This window comes from Shewanella sp. VK101 (genome assembly GCF_056497865.1).
In genome coordinates, this window is sequence record NZ_CM151402.1 from 4,820,931 (window position 1) to 4,835,978 (window position 15,048).

Here is a 15,048-nt window from a genome sequence, read left to right on the forward strand (position 1 = left end):
ATGGACCACATAGACGCCAGGCAGCATGGGCACGCCTTTTAGGCTGTCTATGCTGCCCGCTTCAGTGCACCAGCCAGTCCAGAAATTGCCACAACAAGACATTCATCTCCTGAGTCTCGGCCTGGCGCAGTACATCAGGTGACTGCACCCAAGGACGGGGCTGACCAAACTCGGCGGCACTGTGACTGATAAGCGCCTCTATTGCCTCGGCGTCAAATTCCAGATGGCACTGAAAGCCGTACACTCTGGCACCATATTCCACTATCTGCCTCGGACATACCTCACTGAATGCCAACACCTTGCTATCGGCCGTCAGCCCAGGCATATCATGGTGCCAATGCCCCAGTGTGACACTGTCGCCGAAGCTTTCCAGGCCTGGATGCGCCCTGCCGGCCGCGGTCAAGGTCACGGGAAAGAAGCCTATCTCAACCTCTGGGCTGGGTTCGAAAGGAGCACCGAGCACCTCGCCAATCAGCTGCGCTCCCAAACAGATACCCAACACAGCCACCTGCCCGGCAATAGCTCTGGCTATCAAGGCCTGTTCCGCCCGGGCATCAAAATAGTGGCACTCGGCAATGCCGGTTGCCGGTGACTGTGGGCCTCCGAGCACAACCAATAAACCTACGCCTTGGAGGCTCTGCGGCAAGGATTCACCAAGCCAGAGGCGGGTATAGCTGGCTTCATAGCCGCGCGCGCGACACCAGTTCGCCAAAACCCCCGGCCCTTCGAAAGACTCATGTTGAATAAAATGTACCTTCACCTGTCGCTCCCGCGTTTGTTGTTCAGTTGGCCGTCATGTTAGCCTTGACAGCAGACCGATAGATATCGACATAAAGACAGATAACATTGTCAAACCGCCAAGCTATTTCCCCAACAGATACCCTAGCTTCAGAAGCACGGTTCGATGCCAACGGGCTGATAGCGGCTTATCCCGACGCCCGGGTGCTCAGCAAAGTGCTGTGGATGCCCAGAGGGCATGTCGATAGCTGGCACAGCCACAACTGGCATCAGTTGGTGTTTCCGGCAAGCGGCCTGTTACAGACTCAGGTCAGGGATACCCGCTTTATACTGCCCCATAACGGCGCCCTGTTTATTCCGGCAACCCAGGAACATGAGTCCAGAGTCCTGGTGGATACCCAGTTCATCGGTCTCTACCTGGATCCCGCATATAGCCAGGGCTTTCCCACTCAGGCCAAACCCTTGGCGGTATCTCCCTTTCTAAGGGAATTGCTGCTGCATCTGACACAAGCACCCAGCCCGCAAGCCTCAGACGCAAGGTTGAGGTTATTGGCGGTTCTCAAGGATGAGGTGATCCAGGCGGCGCCCTATCGTTTGGGGTTACTGCTGCCAAAAGACAAACGTCTGCTGCGGATTTTTGATGAACAAGTTGCCAGACCGGCATTGGAAATGACTCTGGCCCAATGGGCCGAGCGGGTGGGCGCATCCGAGCGCACTCTTTCCCGGCTGTTTGCCCGGGAACTGGGTTGCAGCTATCCACTCTGGCGCCAGCACCTACGTTTGCTGAGTTCGCTGACGCAGTTGGAACAAGGTGAAACAGTGCAACAGGTGGCATTTCAGGCGGGCTATCAGTCCGATTCTGCCTTTATCTGTGCCTTCAAAGGTCTCTTTGACCAGACACCTCACCAATACCGTAGCCAGAATAGGCCAACGTAGAAGACGCTGGCTTAATCTGTACTTGGAAAACGCCGACTCACTCCCGCAGCAAAGGCTGCAGACGCTGACGGATCTCATCTGGAATAGGTCGACTCTGCTCACAGCTGTAGTCGTAGTGCACCAGGGTGGTCTTGGCTTCGGCGGTTAGCAGCTCTCCCTGCCAACTCTGCTGCAATACTTCGAACGAGCTGTTGCCTATGCGGCTGACCGAGGTCAATACTCTGACTGTCTTACCGTAATAGGTGGGAGCCTTAAAGGCGATGGTGAATCCGGCCACTATCAGGTTCCAGTTAGCCAGATCCAGACCTGGGTTGAAGATTTCGAACACAGGCTCTCTGGCGGCTTCAAACCACACGGGCAACACAGTGTTATTGATATGGCCCAGGCCATCGGTTTCATTGAATCTGGGTTGAATATCCAGGCTTAACGCTTCCATAGGGTATCCTATTGTTATTATTGTTGATTAAAACTCGCACTTGTCTTTGCCGGGCTTCAGCTTACCTTGAGGGTCAAACTGTTTGCCGCAAATTTTCTTGCCGTCCCGATACAGGGTTTCATAGCGGCCATCGTGATAGATGCCTATGACCACGCCATCGAAACGGGCACCATTGAAGTTGTAAACCTGTTCGCCATTGATCATCCGGTTGTATACAGAGATCCTCGGCTCCTCCTTATGGAGCTTGCCATTGATGTAACGGCGTTCAACCATCTTGTTGGCCACCGTTAGCTCCTGGCTCTTGAGCAGCCGTCCCTCACGGTCATAGCAGATATATTCCTGTTCATAACCGTAGCTGAGGCGTCTGAAGCAAGCATCCTGACCATCTTCATAGAAGCTGTGTTGCCAACCGCACAAGTTATTGCTGGTTGCCGCGCCGTCATAATCGCAATAGAAGTTGATCTCCTGCAACTGGCCGTTGCGGTGAAAACGATAGCCATCGCCTATGGATATCCCTTTTTCTACGGTCCGAAAAGAGGAGATCCCATGGGGGCTGAAGCTGGCCTGCATTCCCTGACCCAGCCCTTGACTGAAGTTTTGCAGGCGCTCCAGTTGCCCCTGTTTATCGAAGCGATACCAGCGGCCTTCGGCGCGAGCATCACGATACTGCTGCACCTCCAGCAGTTGCCCCTGCTCACTGTATCTAAGAACCTGTCCCTGAAGGATCTCATACCAACGACCTTCTTTATCTTGGTACGCCTGATAATCATACAAACTGCTCAGTTGACCATTTTCATGGAAATACAGCTGTTGGCCGTCTTGCTTACCCTGCTTGAACTGCGACAGCTTTTTCAGCTGGCCACTGGCATAGAAGTAACGGCTCTGGCCATCAAGCTGATCGGCAAGATAATTTTCTTCCAGCAGCAGTTTACCGCTGCTATCCAGTCGCTGCCGCAGTCCCTGTTTCTTGCCTTGATGGTAATGGGTCCGCAGCTCAGATTCGCCATCCATCTCAACCCAGAGTCCATCTTTCAAGCCATGGTCATAAGTCACCCGATTGCCATCTTCAATCCAGGGGCCATGGCGTTTGTTGTCAAGGTACGCACCCTTGAGCCAGATTTTTGTGGGTGTGGGTTCGGCGTCACTGCCAAAATCGGCCAGAAGCTCCTCGTATTCACCATGCAATAAGCCATCTTTGTAGTTCGCAAACCCCAGCGACAAGGTTTCGTCATAGTCAGATTCCAGCTTCCACAGGCCCTGTTGCTTGCCGTCGACGTACTGCCCCCGCCAAAAACGACCATCGAAGTCAGCCTCTATCCACTCGCCCTGCTGCAAGCCATTTTTATAGTCACCGGCGGCATTGATACGGCCATTACGTGGGCTATAGCTGGCCCAACTACCATGCAACTTACCGCCCTGGTAATAGGCGCTCAGTGTCACGCCGCCCCAGGTGCCACCGGAAGGAGTAAACCCCAGCAGCGGGCCACTGCGACCGGCCTCCCCCTCGATATCATCTCGCTGGTAAGCCACTTCGGTCACCATAAAGCCTTCAGCTTCACCAATACCAAAGCTGAGCCGCTCGAAGCTGGCTGTCAGGAAGAATGCTGTCTGTCCCTCTTTGATACTGACGGGATACTTGAGCCGATAGGAGTACGCCTGCTCGGCGCGCTTCACCGCCCGCCCCTCTTCATCCCGGTAACCCAAGAGTTGCCCGTCACTCTCCAGGGTACCTTGTAGCAAGGCCCTGATATTGGCGTCATCAGTGGCGTCAATGTCGTAAGTCATCAAGTATTGTTGCGGCGGCCAGCGCTTCAACTGTTTACGCACTTCGGCCACGGTGAAGTGTTTGAGGGAAGGAGCCAGCCGATCCAGCCTGGGCTGCAGGCGCTGCAGCCACTGCCAATTGCTGTAGTCCCGACCATATCCCCTGATGGAAAGTTCTGAGCCGGTCTTTAGCATCACCAGGACTTCGCGCTGCTCATCACCATCGAGATCCTGATAAAAGACGGCGACGACCTGAGTTGCTGACGGGAAGCTATCCAGCGTTTTACTGCCCTTATCATCCTGAACCTGGGCCAATACCTGCTCGGCATCACGGTAGAAAGACAACTGCTCGCCGTCACCGCCGGGCAGTGTCAAAGGGCCGTGAGCCAATTCAGAGGCTGAAGAAAGCGGGGAAAAAATAAGGAGAAATAAGCCTGTGAGCAAGCCTGGTTGGAATAGTCGTTCCATATACTGCTTCCTTGAGAAATGACCTTGGCAACCCGGCCAAGTTTGGGCGCCAATACTACAACAGCCGGTATTAAATCTAAAGGAATCATGCTATTAAAAAAGGCTGCTCAGGCAGCCTTTTTCAGAATTAACCACCATACATGGCGTTAATTTCGCGGGAATATTTGTGATAGATCATCTTGCGTCTGAGCTTGAGAGTCGGGGTAATCAAACCCGCCTCCATAGAGAAGGCTTCCGGCAACAGGGTAAACTTTTTGATCTGTTCAAAACCCGCCAGCTCCTGTTGCAGGTGTTTGAGCCTTTCTTCAAAATGCTCCACCACATGGCTGTGACGTATCAGTTCCAGCGGGGATTCATAACTGAGTCCCTTTTGTTTGGCCCAGGCTTCCAGGGCTTCAAAGGCCGGAACGATTAGCGCAGTCACATAGTTACGGGCATCGGCAACCACCGCCACCTGTTCGATAAAGGGACAGCAACCCACCTTGCCTTCAACCCGCTGCGGCGCAATGTACTTGCCGTTGGAGGTCTTCATCAGCTCTTTGATCCTGTCGGTGATAAACAGGTTGCCCTGTTCATCCAGGTAGCCGGCATCACCAGTCCTGAGCCAACCATCTTCGAAGGCCTCGGCAGTATCCTTGGGACGGTTGAAGTAACCGCGCATCACGGTATCACCGCGAACCAAAATCTCATTCTCGGCCCCGAGACGAACTTCCACCTCAGGCATACAGCGGCCGTTGGAACCTGTAACCCTGTTGTCCAATGTATTGCAGGTAACGGTTGCCGTGGTTTCTGTCATACCGTAACCACAGAGTACCGGCAGGTTAATGGCCGCAAAGAACGCACTCACTTTGGCATCCAAAGCCGCGCCGCCACAGGGCATCAGCTGCAGGCGACCACCGAGAGCGGCTCTGAGTTTGCCGTAAACCAACTTGTCGGCCAGGCGCCATTGCAACGACAACCAGGCACTGGGTTTGGCCCGGCCCTGCATCACCTCAAACTGGCGCTCGCCCACTGACAATGCCCAGGCAAATAACTTGCGGCGACCATTTCCGGCTCGGGCAACTTTGTCCTGCACCGCGCTGTATACCTTCTCCAGGAATCTGGGTACCACACACAGGGTGTGAGGACGCACGGCGGCTATGGCTTCTTTGACTCTTTGAGTGTCCGCAAGGTAAACGTTACGGCCACCACGACTGAGCACATAGAAGCTCCAACCCCGCTCGTAAACATGGCTCAGGGGCAGGAAAACCAGTGACACCTGGTCACTGCTGAAAGGGATCTTCTGTTGATGCTGGCGCATGGCCGAGGCGAAGTTACGCTGATCCAGCATCACCCCCTTGGGATCGCCGGTCGTACCTGAGGTATAGATAAGAGTCAGCAGATCGTCCAGCGTGGCGCTCTGTTCCCTGGAGGCCAGCTCAGTGCGTGCTTCTTCGGGCACTGTCTGCTCTAGCAGGGTGTCCAGGTGTTGATGATGGGGCTGCTTGAGGGTGACTTGCTTGTCAAACACCACCACGCAATTCAGTGTCGGGCACAAGGACTCCAACTCACAAGCCAGTTCATACTGAGCTTTGTTGTCCACAAACAATAGCTTGGCACCGGCATCATTGATGATATAAGCAGCTTGCTCCAGGGTGGAGGTAGGGTAAACCGGCACCACAACACCTCGGGCGCGGATCACACCGACATCGACACAGGTCCATTGCGGGCAGTTGTGGGACAAGATCACGGCGCGATCCTGAACCTCAAAGCCGTTGGCAATCAGAGTTCCGGCAATGGCAGCACTGATACGGTTAAATTCATTCCAGCTGACCTTATCCCAAGGCGCAGCCATTTCGAAGCCTTCCAGGGCGATATGCTCTGCGCGCGCTTTAAGCTGCTGACGCAAGAGATGGGTGATTCTGTACTGCTCTAGAGACATAACTCGGTTTACCTTTTTAGCTTACAGCTGTTCCGCTTTTGAGATTCTACCCCAAGGCTCAGGCAAACATAAGAGCTTTTGCTCTAATTCCGTACAGTATCACGCTCCACTCATAGAGATCAGACCAGTTGTTATATCAGGGTTCCAGTACTTCTGTACGCCATAATCTATTGCGGCCAAGATGAAACAACGCCCTTGGTAAAGAGCAGCCTGACCCGCGCCACCTCAGTTAATGAAGGTGCCTTGAACGCCAATTGCTGTGCAAGCCACTCTCTACAAAAGAGAAGACCACGAGGACTTATTCGCACCTTCCCTAAGACTCACAGTCCAATCTTGGCGAAATGCAATAACCGGCCGGCTGCTTCATACTTGTTCACTGTTATTCCTTGGTTCGGGGCCAATGTTTGACTATCAACTGTTGCAGCCCCTGTTGCGACAACCCCAATTGCTGCGCCGTTGCCAACAAGTCTTCAAGCTGCGGCATTATAATGGCCTCGGCCGACAAATTCTGATGGGCCCGGCGCTGGGCTACCCGGGTTGCCTGGCCGCGTCGCCGCTCCAGCCATCCCTGCTCCACCAACTGTTTCACCGCCCTGGAAACTGTCATGGGGTTTACAGCCAGATGCTCAGCCATCTGCCGCACCGAGGGCAATACGGTTTCCTCGGGCAGCTGGCCGCCGACGATCAGATGGATAATCTGCTCGCTCAATTGACGGTAGATGGGTTCGCCGCTGCCGGGGTTGACATGCAATAGTTCTAACATTAGCCTTGAAACACTGTATTAATGCATTGATACACCAATAAAACTAACACACTCCGGCAGGAATGCCAAAAAGGAACACAAGCATGAAGCAAAGGAACTTTGGCCGGCACCACAGGCTTGCCGTAACCAGCATGCTGCTGTTGGCACTGGGGCTTTGTTTGACGCCGCTGAGTCAGGCACAGACAGCTTCCGAAAGCACGGGCTGTTATGTCGATGGTCTGTCTGAACGTCTGCGTTGCGGCACGACTCTAGTCGCGGAGGATCCGAAAAAGCCCGAAGGCCGCCAGTTGGCAATCCACTATGCCGTCTTGCCGGCAATCAAGAATACCGCCCCCAATGAAGCCGTACTGGCCATCGCCGGCGGGCCGGGACAGTCGGCCATCGAAAATGCCGCTACCTTCAACCTGATCTTAAGCAAAGTCCGTCAAAACCGGGACATATTGCTGATAGATCAGCGCGGTACCGGCCAGTCCAACGCCCTTGAGTGTGCGGCGTTGGATCTGGAACAAACCCTGGCCTATAACGACGAAGCACTCGATGTCGAACAGGAAACCCGTAACTGCCTGAGTAAGTTGGATGCCGACATCAGCCAATACGGCAGCGAGCAGGCATTGCACGACTTCGAAGCGGTTCGCCAACATCTGGGTTATCAGAAACTGCACCTTTATGGCATCTCCTACGGCAGCCGCATGGCTCAGCTCTATATGCGCCACTATCCCGAGGCACTCAAGACAGTGACCCTAGATGGTGTCGTGCCTATGCAGCAGAGTGTGCTGGCCATAGGTGCCGCCATTGGCCGGGCCCAGGATCTGCTGCTGAGCGATTGTGAGCAGGACGCTTTGTGCGCTCAGACCTACCCACAGCTGCGTCAGGAACTGAACCAGCTGGCCGAGCGCCTGGGGCAACATGCGGTGATGAAGAAGGTGCCTCATCCGGTAACCGGTGATATCGCCATGCTGACCCTGACCCGTAGCAAGCTGCTTGGCAGCCTGAGAATGGCGCTCTACAGCCCCTCGGTCAGAGCTCTGCTGCCCTACGCCATCCACCGGGCGGCCATGGAGGAATACCAACCTCTGCTGGGATTAATGGCTCTCAGTGTCGATAGCACAGGTATCGCCATGGGCATGCACGCCGCCGTGGTTTGCGGTGAAGACTGGCCCAGATTGACCGCCGCCGAGCGCCAACAGGCCGAGGCCAGCGTCATAGGCAAAGAGATGCTCAGCAGCCTGGACAGAAGCTGCCCTATCTGGAATGTCCCGGCCGCGGCGGCCACCTTTGCCGAGCCGATAGCCAGCGATATCCCCACCCTGTTGCTTTCCGGAGCCAAGGACCCCGCCACGCCGCCTTCCTGGGGCGAGCTGGCCATGGCCCAGTTGAGCAACGCCAGACACTTGATCTCCCCCTATGCCACCCATGGTGTTGCCGCCCAGTCCTGCGCCAATGAGCTGATCGCCGAGCTGGTCAAGGGCACGGCGCCGGACAAGTTGGACGGCGAGTGTCTTAACAAAGATGTGCGTCGCAGTTTCTATCTCAACGCCAGCACAGTGGAAGCCATTCCAGGAGGAACAAAATGATCAAGGTGACCAATCTGAGTAAGCGCATCGGCAAGGTTCAAGCCCTGGATGGCCTGAGTTTCAGCGCCGAAGATGGCATGATTACCGGCCTGCTCGGCCCCAATGGCGCCGGCAAGACCACCTGCCTGCGCACTGTGTTTGGCCTGCTGAAACCGGACGAAGGCATAGCCGAGGTCGACGGTATAGATGTCGGCCGCAATCCGCTGGCGGCCAAGCAGCAACTTGGGCTGTTTCCGGATCCCTTCGGCCTCTATGAACGCCTGAGTCCGAGGGAATATATTCGTTTCTTCGCCGAACTCAGCGGCATGCCGAGTAAGGCCGCCAAGCAGGCGACTGCCGATGTGCTCGGCAAACTCAAGATGGACGATATTGCCGACCGCCACTGCAAGGGCTTTTCCCAGGGACAGCGGATGAAGACGGCACTGGCTCAGGCCATAGTGCATCAACCGACCAATATTATTCTCGACGAACCCACCCGCGGGCTGGATGTGATGAGCACCCGGGTACTGCGGGAGCTACTGTTGGATCTCAAACGCCAGGGCCACTGTGTGTTGTTCTCCAGCCATGTGATGCAGGAGGTAGCCGCTCTCTGTGACAAGGTGATAGTCATGACCCAGGGACGCGTGGTGGCCGTTGGCAGCCCGGCCGATCTATGCCGTCAAACCGGTAAGGAGTCATTGGAAGATGCCTTTATACAACTGATAGGCACGGATGAGGGGATAGCCGCATGATGAGTCGACTCTTGACACTGGTTCGCAAGGAACTGCTGGATGCCGCCCGCGACAAGCGTTCTGTGATGGCCGGTCTCTACTATGCCATAGGCACGCCGTTGATCATGTGCGGTCTGTTTGTGGTGCTGATTGGTCAGCTCTCCAGCCCGGATGATCTGCAAATTCGCATAGACAACGCCGAACAGGCGCCGGATCTGGTGCGCTATCTCGGCCAGAAGGGGATCAATCAGGACAGCGGCGAGCAGGCTGGCGCTCTGATACTGCAGATAAGCGAGCAATATCGGACGCAGATGGCCAAAGGCGAAAGGGCCGAGGTGATCCTGATAGCCGACAACTCGGATGAAAAGCTGCAGAAATCGATTCGCCGTCTGGAACGGACACTACAGGGTTATTCCTCCGAAATGGGCAGCCTGCGCCTACTGGCCCGCGGTATAGATCCCAGGATAATGCAGCCGATTAAGGTGCAATTGCAGGATCAGGCCACGCCCGACTCCAAGGGCGGAATGATCCTCGGAATCGCCATCTTCACCATGATCTACTCGGTATTTATTTCCGGGATGAATCTGGCGATAGATACCAGTGCCGGCGAACGTGAACGCAACTCATTGGCACTGCTGCTGAGTCACCCTGTCACCCCGAGGCAATTGGTGATCTCCAAGCTGCTGGCGGTGACAGTGTTTGCCATGTTGGGCTTGATCCTGATTTTGCTGATCTCCAAGTTTGCCTATCCCATGGTGCCCTGGCAGGAACTCGGCTTCAGCATCAGCATCAGCGCCGAGTTTATTGCCCTGATGCTGTTGATAGGCTTGCCGGTCGCCCTGCTGGCCGCCAGCATGCAACTGTTTGTGTCCTTCCTGGCCAAGACCTTCAAGGAAGCCCAATCCTATCTGACCATAGTGCTGTTCGTGCCCTTGGCCCTGGCAATGACCGCCAGTTACGACATAGCGCCGGACACCTTGCAGTGGTTACCGGTTTCGGGGCAGCAACAGGCGCTGATGGCCTTTATCAAGGGTAAGGAGTTGCCGCTGCTGCAGCTGTTGGTATCCAGCTTGCTGACGCTGGCCATAGCCGCCGCCCTGGTGCTGGGGCTGGAGCGCTCACTCAAGAGCGAAAAGGTGGTGTTCGGCCTCTGATCCCCCAAGGCCGCAAAAGAAAAGGCAAGCCGAGATTCAGTGTTGGCTTGCCTTTCGATTGCCGAAACCCGCCCCCCCGAAACCCAAGGGTATCGGCCGGGTAAAAACCGGGGTGGCGCTTATTTCGCCTTGGGACGAAACGGCTTGATCACTGTCTCATCGCATTCGAGGAAGGGGCCTTCCATCAAATCGATGCAGTAAGGAATCGCCGGGAATACCGCATCCAGGCACTCACGAATCGACTTGGGCTTACCCGGTAAGTTGACTATCAGGGTGTCGTCTCTCAGCCCGGCGGTTTGCCGTGACAGAATCGCCGTCGGAACAAACTTGAGCGACTCGGCGCGCATCAGCTCGCCAAAGCCAGGCATCATACGGTCGCACACGGCTTCGGTCGCCTCGGGCGTAACATCGCGCTTGGCCGGCCCTGTGCCCCCTGTGGTCACCACCAGACAACAGCCGTCTTCATCGGCCATCCGCTTGAGGGTGGCTTCAATCACCTCCCTCTCGTCCGGGATCACTTCATAAACACTTTCCCACTCACTGGTGAGATAAGCATTGAGAGTCTCTATGATCGCCTTACCGGAAATGTCTTCATAGACTCCGGCGCTGGCACGGTCACTGACGGTTACTATCCCGATTTTGGCTTTGGCCATGCTGTTCCCCTTGGCAAAAATGCTTGTGTTGCAGTGGCGCCTAACATACCACAATTAGGCTTTCCTGCCCCCATCAGCGGGAGCATTTTGTCGTCTCGGGGGCGGGAGTCTCAAGAGGCTTGGTTCTAAGCCTATGCCAGGCACTCAACGCCAACAGATACAGGGTCGCCACCACAAACGCCAGCACAGTTCCCCAGACAATGCCGAGCAGCGGATAGAGCCAGCTCACCGCAATCACATAACACATGAGCGACCCCAGGCCTCTGGGATAGTGCTTGATAATGGTTTGCGCCTGCGGCGAGCCATAGGCCAGATGAATGATCAACAAAAACGGATAAAGCGTAATGGGGAAGGCGGCCAGAATACCGGCCTGAGCCGGCGTCAGCAGTTTGGCCGCCGCCGTGACCAACAGCACTATCATGGCGGCCGCCGCAGCCCTAAGCAGCAATACCAGCGGGCTGAGTCGAACGGGCTTGGCTACTGTAGCGTCCGGTATTTTGGCAAGCACCAAGCCCACAAGCACTATCGCCAGCAGCAGCGCCAGGCTTCCGCCGAGGAGATTAAGATTCAACAGACTCAGAAGATAGCCACTGAGGCCAAAGGCCAGCAATCCCAGCCCTGACCCCAGCAGTGCCACCAAAGGCAGTGGCCGCTCGCCACCGAGACGAATACCCAGGGCATAACCACAAATCAGCAGCAACGAAGCGATAAAACCGGACAAGGCGGCGGTGGCACTGGCCGCGGCAAAGGGCTCACCCAATTCAATGCCGATAAAAAACAACGCGATAGCCGTACCCAGTGGATAGCCGGACAAAATACCCGCTACTCTGGGGCTGACCCGCTCGGCCACCAGTGACAGGCCCACCACGGCTATGATGGCGGTAGCTATTTTGGCGAGTAACAGGCTATCCATTTCCCTTCTCCCGACACTAGAGCAGGCGCCTGGCCTAATGCCGATCAGTTAAGACAGATCGCTTGACGATCTCACTGAAAGGATCAAAATCCGATGACCCATGTCATCGGATTTTTTTATGCAACTTTCAGAAGCTTTGGCGCGTACTCATATCAATCGTCTTACCGAATTCACCTGTCTGGCCGATGTACTTGAGCCTGAGTTAATTCAGTCGTGCCTTGATTCACATGGTGTTGCCAGTTTAAGACGACGTAAGTTACCTATGGATGCCATGATTTGGGCGGTGATTGGTATGGCTCTGTTCAGAGGCGAGTCCGTCCGTTCACTCATCAATAAGCTTGATATCGTCTTACCGCAAGAGGTGGATTACGTTGCGCGCAGTGCTGTCACGCAAGCGCGTAAGCGATTGGGCTCTGACGTTGTTCAGGATGTGTTTAAGCGAAGTGCCAAGACCTGGCATGAAAGAGCAGAGCATCCTCATTGGTGTGGGCTCAACCTCTACGGTGTCGATGGTGTCGTGTGGCGAACACCTGATAGTGAGCAAAACAATCAGGTGTTCGCCAAAACCGCCAACGCTTCTGGTGATGCTGCCTATCCTCAAATTCGCATGGTTTGCATGATGGAGTTAAGCAGCCACCTGGTATTGAACAGTGCCTTTGATTCTGTTGCTGTCAGTGAAATGAATTTAGCCGCCGAACTGATATCAAGCATACCCAATAACAGCCTGACGCTGTTTGACAGAGGCTTTTATTCGTTGGGGCTTTTGCACGCCTGGCAACAGGCTCAACCGAACAGTCACTGGCTGCTGCCGTTGAAGAAAGGGACACAATATGAAGTGGTACGCTCTTTAGGAAAACACGACCAACTGGTGCAGTTAGCCACCACGCCTCAAGCCAGAAAGAAGTGGCCTATGCTACCTGACAATATTGAAGCTCGCTTACTGACAAAGACGATAAAAGGTAAGTCGGTTTCCATTTTGACCTCATTAACAGACCCCTTGCGTTATCCGGGGGCAGAGATAGCGGATTTATATGCCCATCGATGGGAGATAGAAGTGGGCTATCGGGAGATGAAGCAGCATCTTCTGGAGAGTCGCTTTACGTTGCGTAGTCAATTGCCAGAGTTGGTTATCCAAGAATTGTGGGGGGTACTATTGGCCTATAACCTCATCAGATACAAGATGGTGTTGATGGCTAAGAGCTTACCGTCGTTACATCCGAACCAATTAAGCTTTAGAGATGCATCGAGTTATATCATTTTTAAACTGACTCAGCTGTCATCTCAAATGCCTGGGAATGTTCCGAGAGAGGTCTTGGACATAGTGCGTAATGCGAGGCAGTTCAAGCTTGATGGGAAACGGGATAGAGCCTATCCACGTGCGTTAAAAATGAGTAAAAACAAGTATCCCATTAAGCCTAAGAAAAATGCCGTTCACACTAAGTGAACGGCATTAGGCGCCTGGCCTGCCAATATTTTTGCTTCCAGTAGCTGTTATCCAGCGATGAGATCATCACCCCCTGACTGGTAGAGGCGTGCATAAACTCATTGTTGCCTATGTAGATCCCCACATGGCGGCTACTCCAGCCAGTCTTGAAGAACAGGAGATCGCCCACCTTGAGCTGGCTTTTCTTGACCGCGAACCCCAGCTTGCGCTGTTCATCCACGGTGCGCGGCAGCATGATTTCGGTCAAACGCCGGTAAGTCAGGCTGACAAAGCCCGAACAGTCGACACCTCGCTTGCTCATGCCTCCCAAACGATAGGGAACCCCATGCCATTCTCGCTGCATCGTCAGCAGCCGCTGCTGTGACAGGGGCGCTTGCTCAGAGCGCTTGGCTTCGGACTCGGTGCCGTCTTGGGGCTTAGCCACAGTAGCCGGAGCGGAAACAGGATCGGGACGACCGGAACAGCCACTCAGGGCGCCCAACAACAGGAATGTCGCCAATATCTGCCACAGCTGCATGCTCTTTCCAACTCAGATGCCATTGAAGAACCCCTAATGTGCAATAAGCCGCCGATATTTGCAAAAATCGGGTAAATGCCCGAGTCTAACTGAAGCGGGTTATCGCAAAGGAGGCTATATGAGTGACAGGCAAATACCGCCGTTTTACGTCGGCTCGAGGGAATATTCCAGTAAGGATGGCCGACAACAGATCCAGAAGCTGGAACCGCGTTTCGATGATGTCGGCGGCATTCCGGTTGCCAGGGCCATTCCCCAGAAAGCCAGGCGCCTGATAGGCCCTTGGTGCTTTCTCGACCATATTGGCCCGGCATCTTCAGGCCCCTTGATGGATGTAGGCCCCCATCCGCACATAGGTTTGCAAACCTTCACCTGGATGCTGGCCGGCGAAATACTGCACCGCGACAGCTTGGGAAGTCAGCAACTTATCCGCCCTGGACAAGTCAACCTGATGACCGCCGGCCACGGCATTGCCCATACCGAAGAAGCGCAGCCGGGGCATACTGAGTTACATGCGGCCCAGCTCTGGATTGCCCTTCCCGAAGCCCACAAAGATACCCAGCCCAGATTCGATCACTATGCCGACTTACCTCGTTGGACCGAAGCCGGGGTCGACTTCACCCTGCTGATAGGTCAGTGGTTACAGCGCAAGTCTCCGGCAGTACATTTCTCTCCCATCATAGGTTTGGATCTCTTGAGCCATGATTCCGCCTTATTGAATCTGCCTTTGGATCCCAATTTCGAGTATGGCCTGATGCCACTCGAAGGCTGCATGCAAGTTGATGGTGAGCCCTTTGCCCAAGACACTTTGGCCTATCTTGGATTGAATCGCACCGAGGTTAGTCTGGAATTGGCGCCCGAAAGTCGGATTTTGCTGCTTGGCGGTGCGCCGCTGGGAGAAGCCATCACCATCTGGTGGAATTTTGTTGGTCACAGCAAGGCTGAAATTGCCGCGGCTCAAGCGCAATGGCTGGCCGAAGATCCCCGCTTCGCAGCCGTGCCCGGCTACCGGGGTAAACGCCTGTTACCCCCGGCGATCCCCTGGTAATCAATCTTTTGG

General features: G+C 54.9%; 14 protein-coding genes. 6 read left to right on the forward strand and 8 right to left on the reverse strand.

Annotated features, from left to right (window positions below; translation table 11 throughout):
* Positions 1-61: 61 nt before the first annotated feature.
* Positions 62-760 carry a glutamine amidotransferase-related protein gene (locus ACSHSR_RS21495; protein WP_479631129.1) on the reverse strand — a complete coding sequence of 233 codons (699 nt, stop codon included), beginning with the start codon at positions 758-760 and terminating at the stop codon, positions 62-64.
* 86 nt (positions 761-846) lie between these two features.
* Between ACSHSR_RS21495 and ACSHSR_RS21500 the strand changes: the two genes are divergently transcribed.
* Positions 847-1,674: an AraC family transcriptional regulator gene (locus ACSHSR_RS21500; RefSeq protein ID WP_243888385.1), complete on the forward strand. Its 828-nt coding sequence runs from the start codon at positions 847-849 to the stop codon at positions 1,672-1,674.
* Positions 1,675-1,711: 37 nt separating this feature from the next.
* Here the strand turns inward: ACSHSR_RS21500 and ACSHSR_RS21505 are convergent, their stop codons facing one another.
* From ACSHSR_RS21505 to ACSHSR_RS21520, 4 genes are all read right to left on the reverse strand, one after another.
* Complete coding sequence (locus ACSHSR_RS21505; protein ID WP_025888469.1) at positions 1,712-2,110, reverse strand: acyl-CoA thioesterase; 399 nt, start codon at positions 2,108-2,110, stop codon at positions 1,712-1,714.
* A gap of 27 nt (positions 2,111-2,137) precedes the next feature.
* Complete coding sequence (locus tag ACSHSR_RS21510; protein WP_208191101.1) at positions 2,138-4,342, reverse strand: toxin-antitoxin system YwqK family antitoxin; 2,205 nt, start codon at positions 4,340-4,342, stop codon at positions 2,138-2,140.
* Positions 4,343-4,469: 127 nt separating this feature from the next.
* The gene (locus ACSHSR_RS21515; protein WP_025009113.1) at positions 4,470-6,263 is read right to left on the reverse strand and encodes an AMP-dependent synthetase/ligase; all 1,794 of its coding nucleotides are present in this window, start codon (positions 6,261-6,263) and stop codon (positions 4,470-4,472) included.
* Between the two features lie 379 nt (positions 6,264-6,642).
* Positions 6,643-7,026, reverse strand: a complete 384-nt coding sequence (locus ACSHSR_RS21520) for a GntR family transcriptional regulator (RefSeq protein WP_025009112.1) — start codon at positions 7,024-7,026, stop codon at positions 6,643-6,645.
* A gap of 83 nt (positions 7,027-7,109) precedes the next feature.
* Here ACSHSR_RS21520 and ACSHSR_RS21525 point away from each other — a divergent pair, with 83 nt between their 5' ends.
* Genes ACSHSR_RS21525 through ACSHSR_RS21535 form a run of 3 tightly spaced genes read left to right on the forward strand, consistent with a single transcriptional unit; the run spans position 7,110 to position 10,464 of the window.
* Positions 7,110-8,600 carry an alpha/beta hydrolase gene (locus ACSHSR_RS21525; protein WP_375336952.1) on the forward strand — a complete coding sequence of 497 codons (1,491 nt, stop codon included), beginning with the start codon at positions 7,110-7,112 and terminating at the stop codon, positions 8,598-8,600.
* Positions 8,597-9,331, forward strand: coding sequence for an ABC transporter ATP-binding protein (locus ACSHSR_RS21530; protein ID WP_028780402.1), 735 nt, complete (start codon positions 8,597-8,599; stop codon positions 9,329-9,331). The genes ACSHSR_RS21525 and ACSHSR_RS21530 overlap by 4 nt, the downstream gene beginning before the upstream one ends.
* On the forward strand, positions 9,328-10,464 hold the full coding sequence (locus ACSHSR_RS21535; protein WP_394136002.1) for an ABC transporter permease: 1,137 nt from the start codon (positions 9,328-9,330) through the stop codon (positions 10,462-10,464). The genes ACSHSR_RS21530 and ACSHSR_RS21535 overlap by 4 nt, the downstream gene beginning before the upstream one ends.
* 119 nt (positions 10,465-10,583) lie before the next feature.
* Here the strand turns inward: ACSHSR_RS21535 and mog are convergent, their stop codons facing one another.
* Both mog and ACSHSR_RS21545 read right to left on the reverse strand, forming a co-directional pair.
* Positions 10,584-11,117, reverse strand: a complete 534-nt coding sequence (gene mog, locus ACSHSR_RS21540) for a molybdopterin adenylyltransferase (protein WP_028780400.1) — start codon at positions 11,115-11,117, stop codon at positions 10,584-10,586.
* Positions 11,118-11,190: 73 nt separating this feature from the next.
* Positions 11,191-12,030 carry a hypothetical protein gene (locus ACSHSR_RS21545; RefSeq protein WP_044735545.1) on the reverse strand — a complete coding sequence of 280 codons (840 nt, stop codon included), beginning with the start codon at positions 12,028-12,030 and terminating at the stop codon, positions 11,191-11,193.
* 118 nt (positions 12,031-12,148) lie between these two features.
* Between ACSHSR_RS21545 and ACSHSR_RS21550 the strand changes: the two genes are divergently transcribed.
* Positions 12,149-13,474 (forward strand): IS4 family transposase, encoded by a 1,326-nt coding sequence (locus tag ACSHSR_RS21550; protein WP_479631076.1) that lies wholly within the window; start codon positions 12,149-12,151, stop codon positions 13,472-13,474.
* Here the strand turns inward: ACSHSR_RS21550 and ACSHSR_RS21555 are convergent.
* A complete protein-coding gene (locus tag ACSHSR_RS21555) occupies positions 13,467-13,991 on the reverse strand; it encodes an NlpC/P60 family protein (protein ID WP_479631130.1) in 525 nt (174 codons plus the stop codon). The genes ACSHSR_RS21550 and ACSHSR_RS21555 overlap by 8 nt on opposite strands.
* A 118-nt stretch (positions 13,992-14,109) precedes the next feature.
* Between ACSHSR_RS21555 and ACSHSR_RS21560 the strand changes: the two genes are divergently transcribed.
* A complete protein-coding gene (locus ACSHSR_RS21560) occupies positions 14,110-15,036 on the forward strand; it encodes a pirin family protein (RefSeq protein ID WP_479631131.1) in 927 nt (308 codons plus the stop codon).
* The last annotated feature ends 12 nt before the right edge of the window (positions 15,037-15,048 follow it).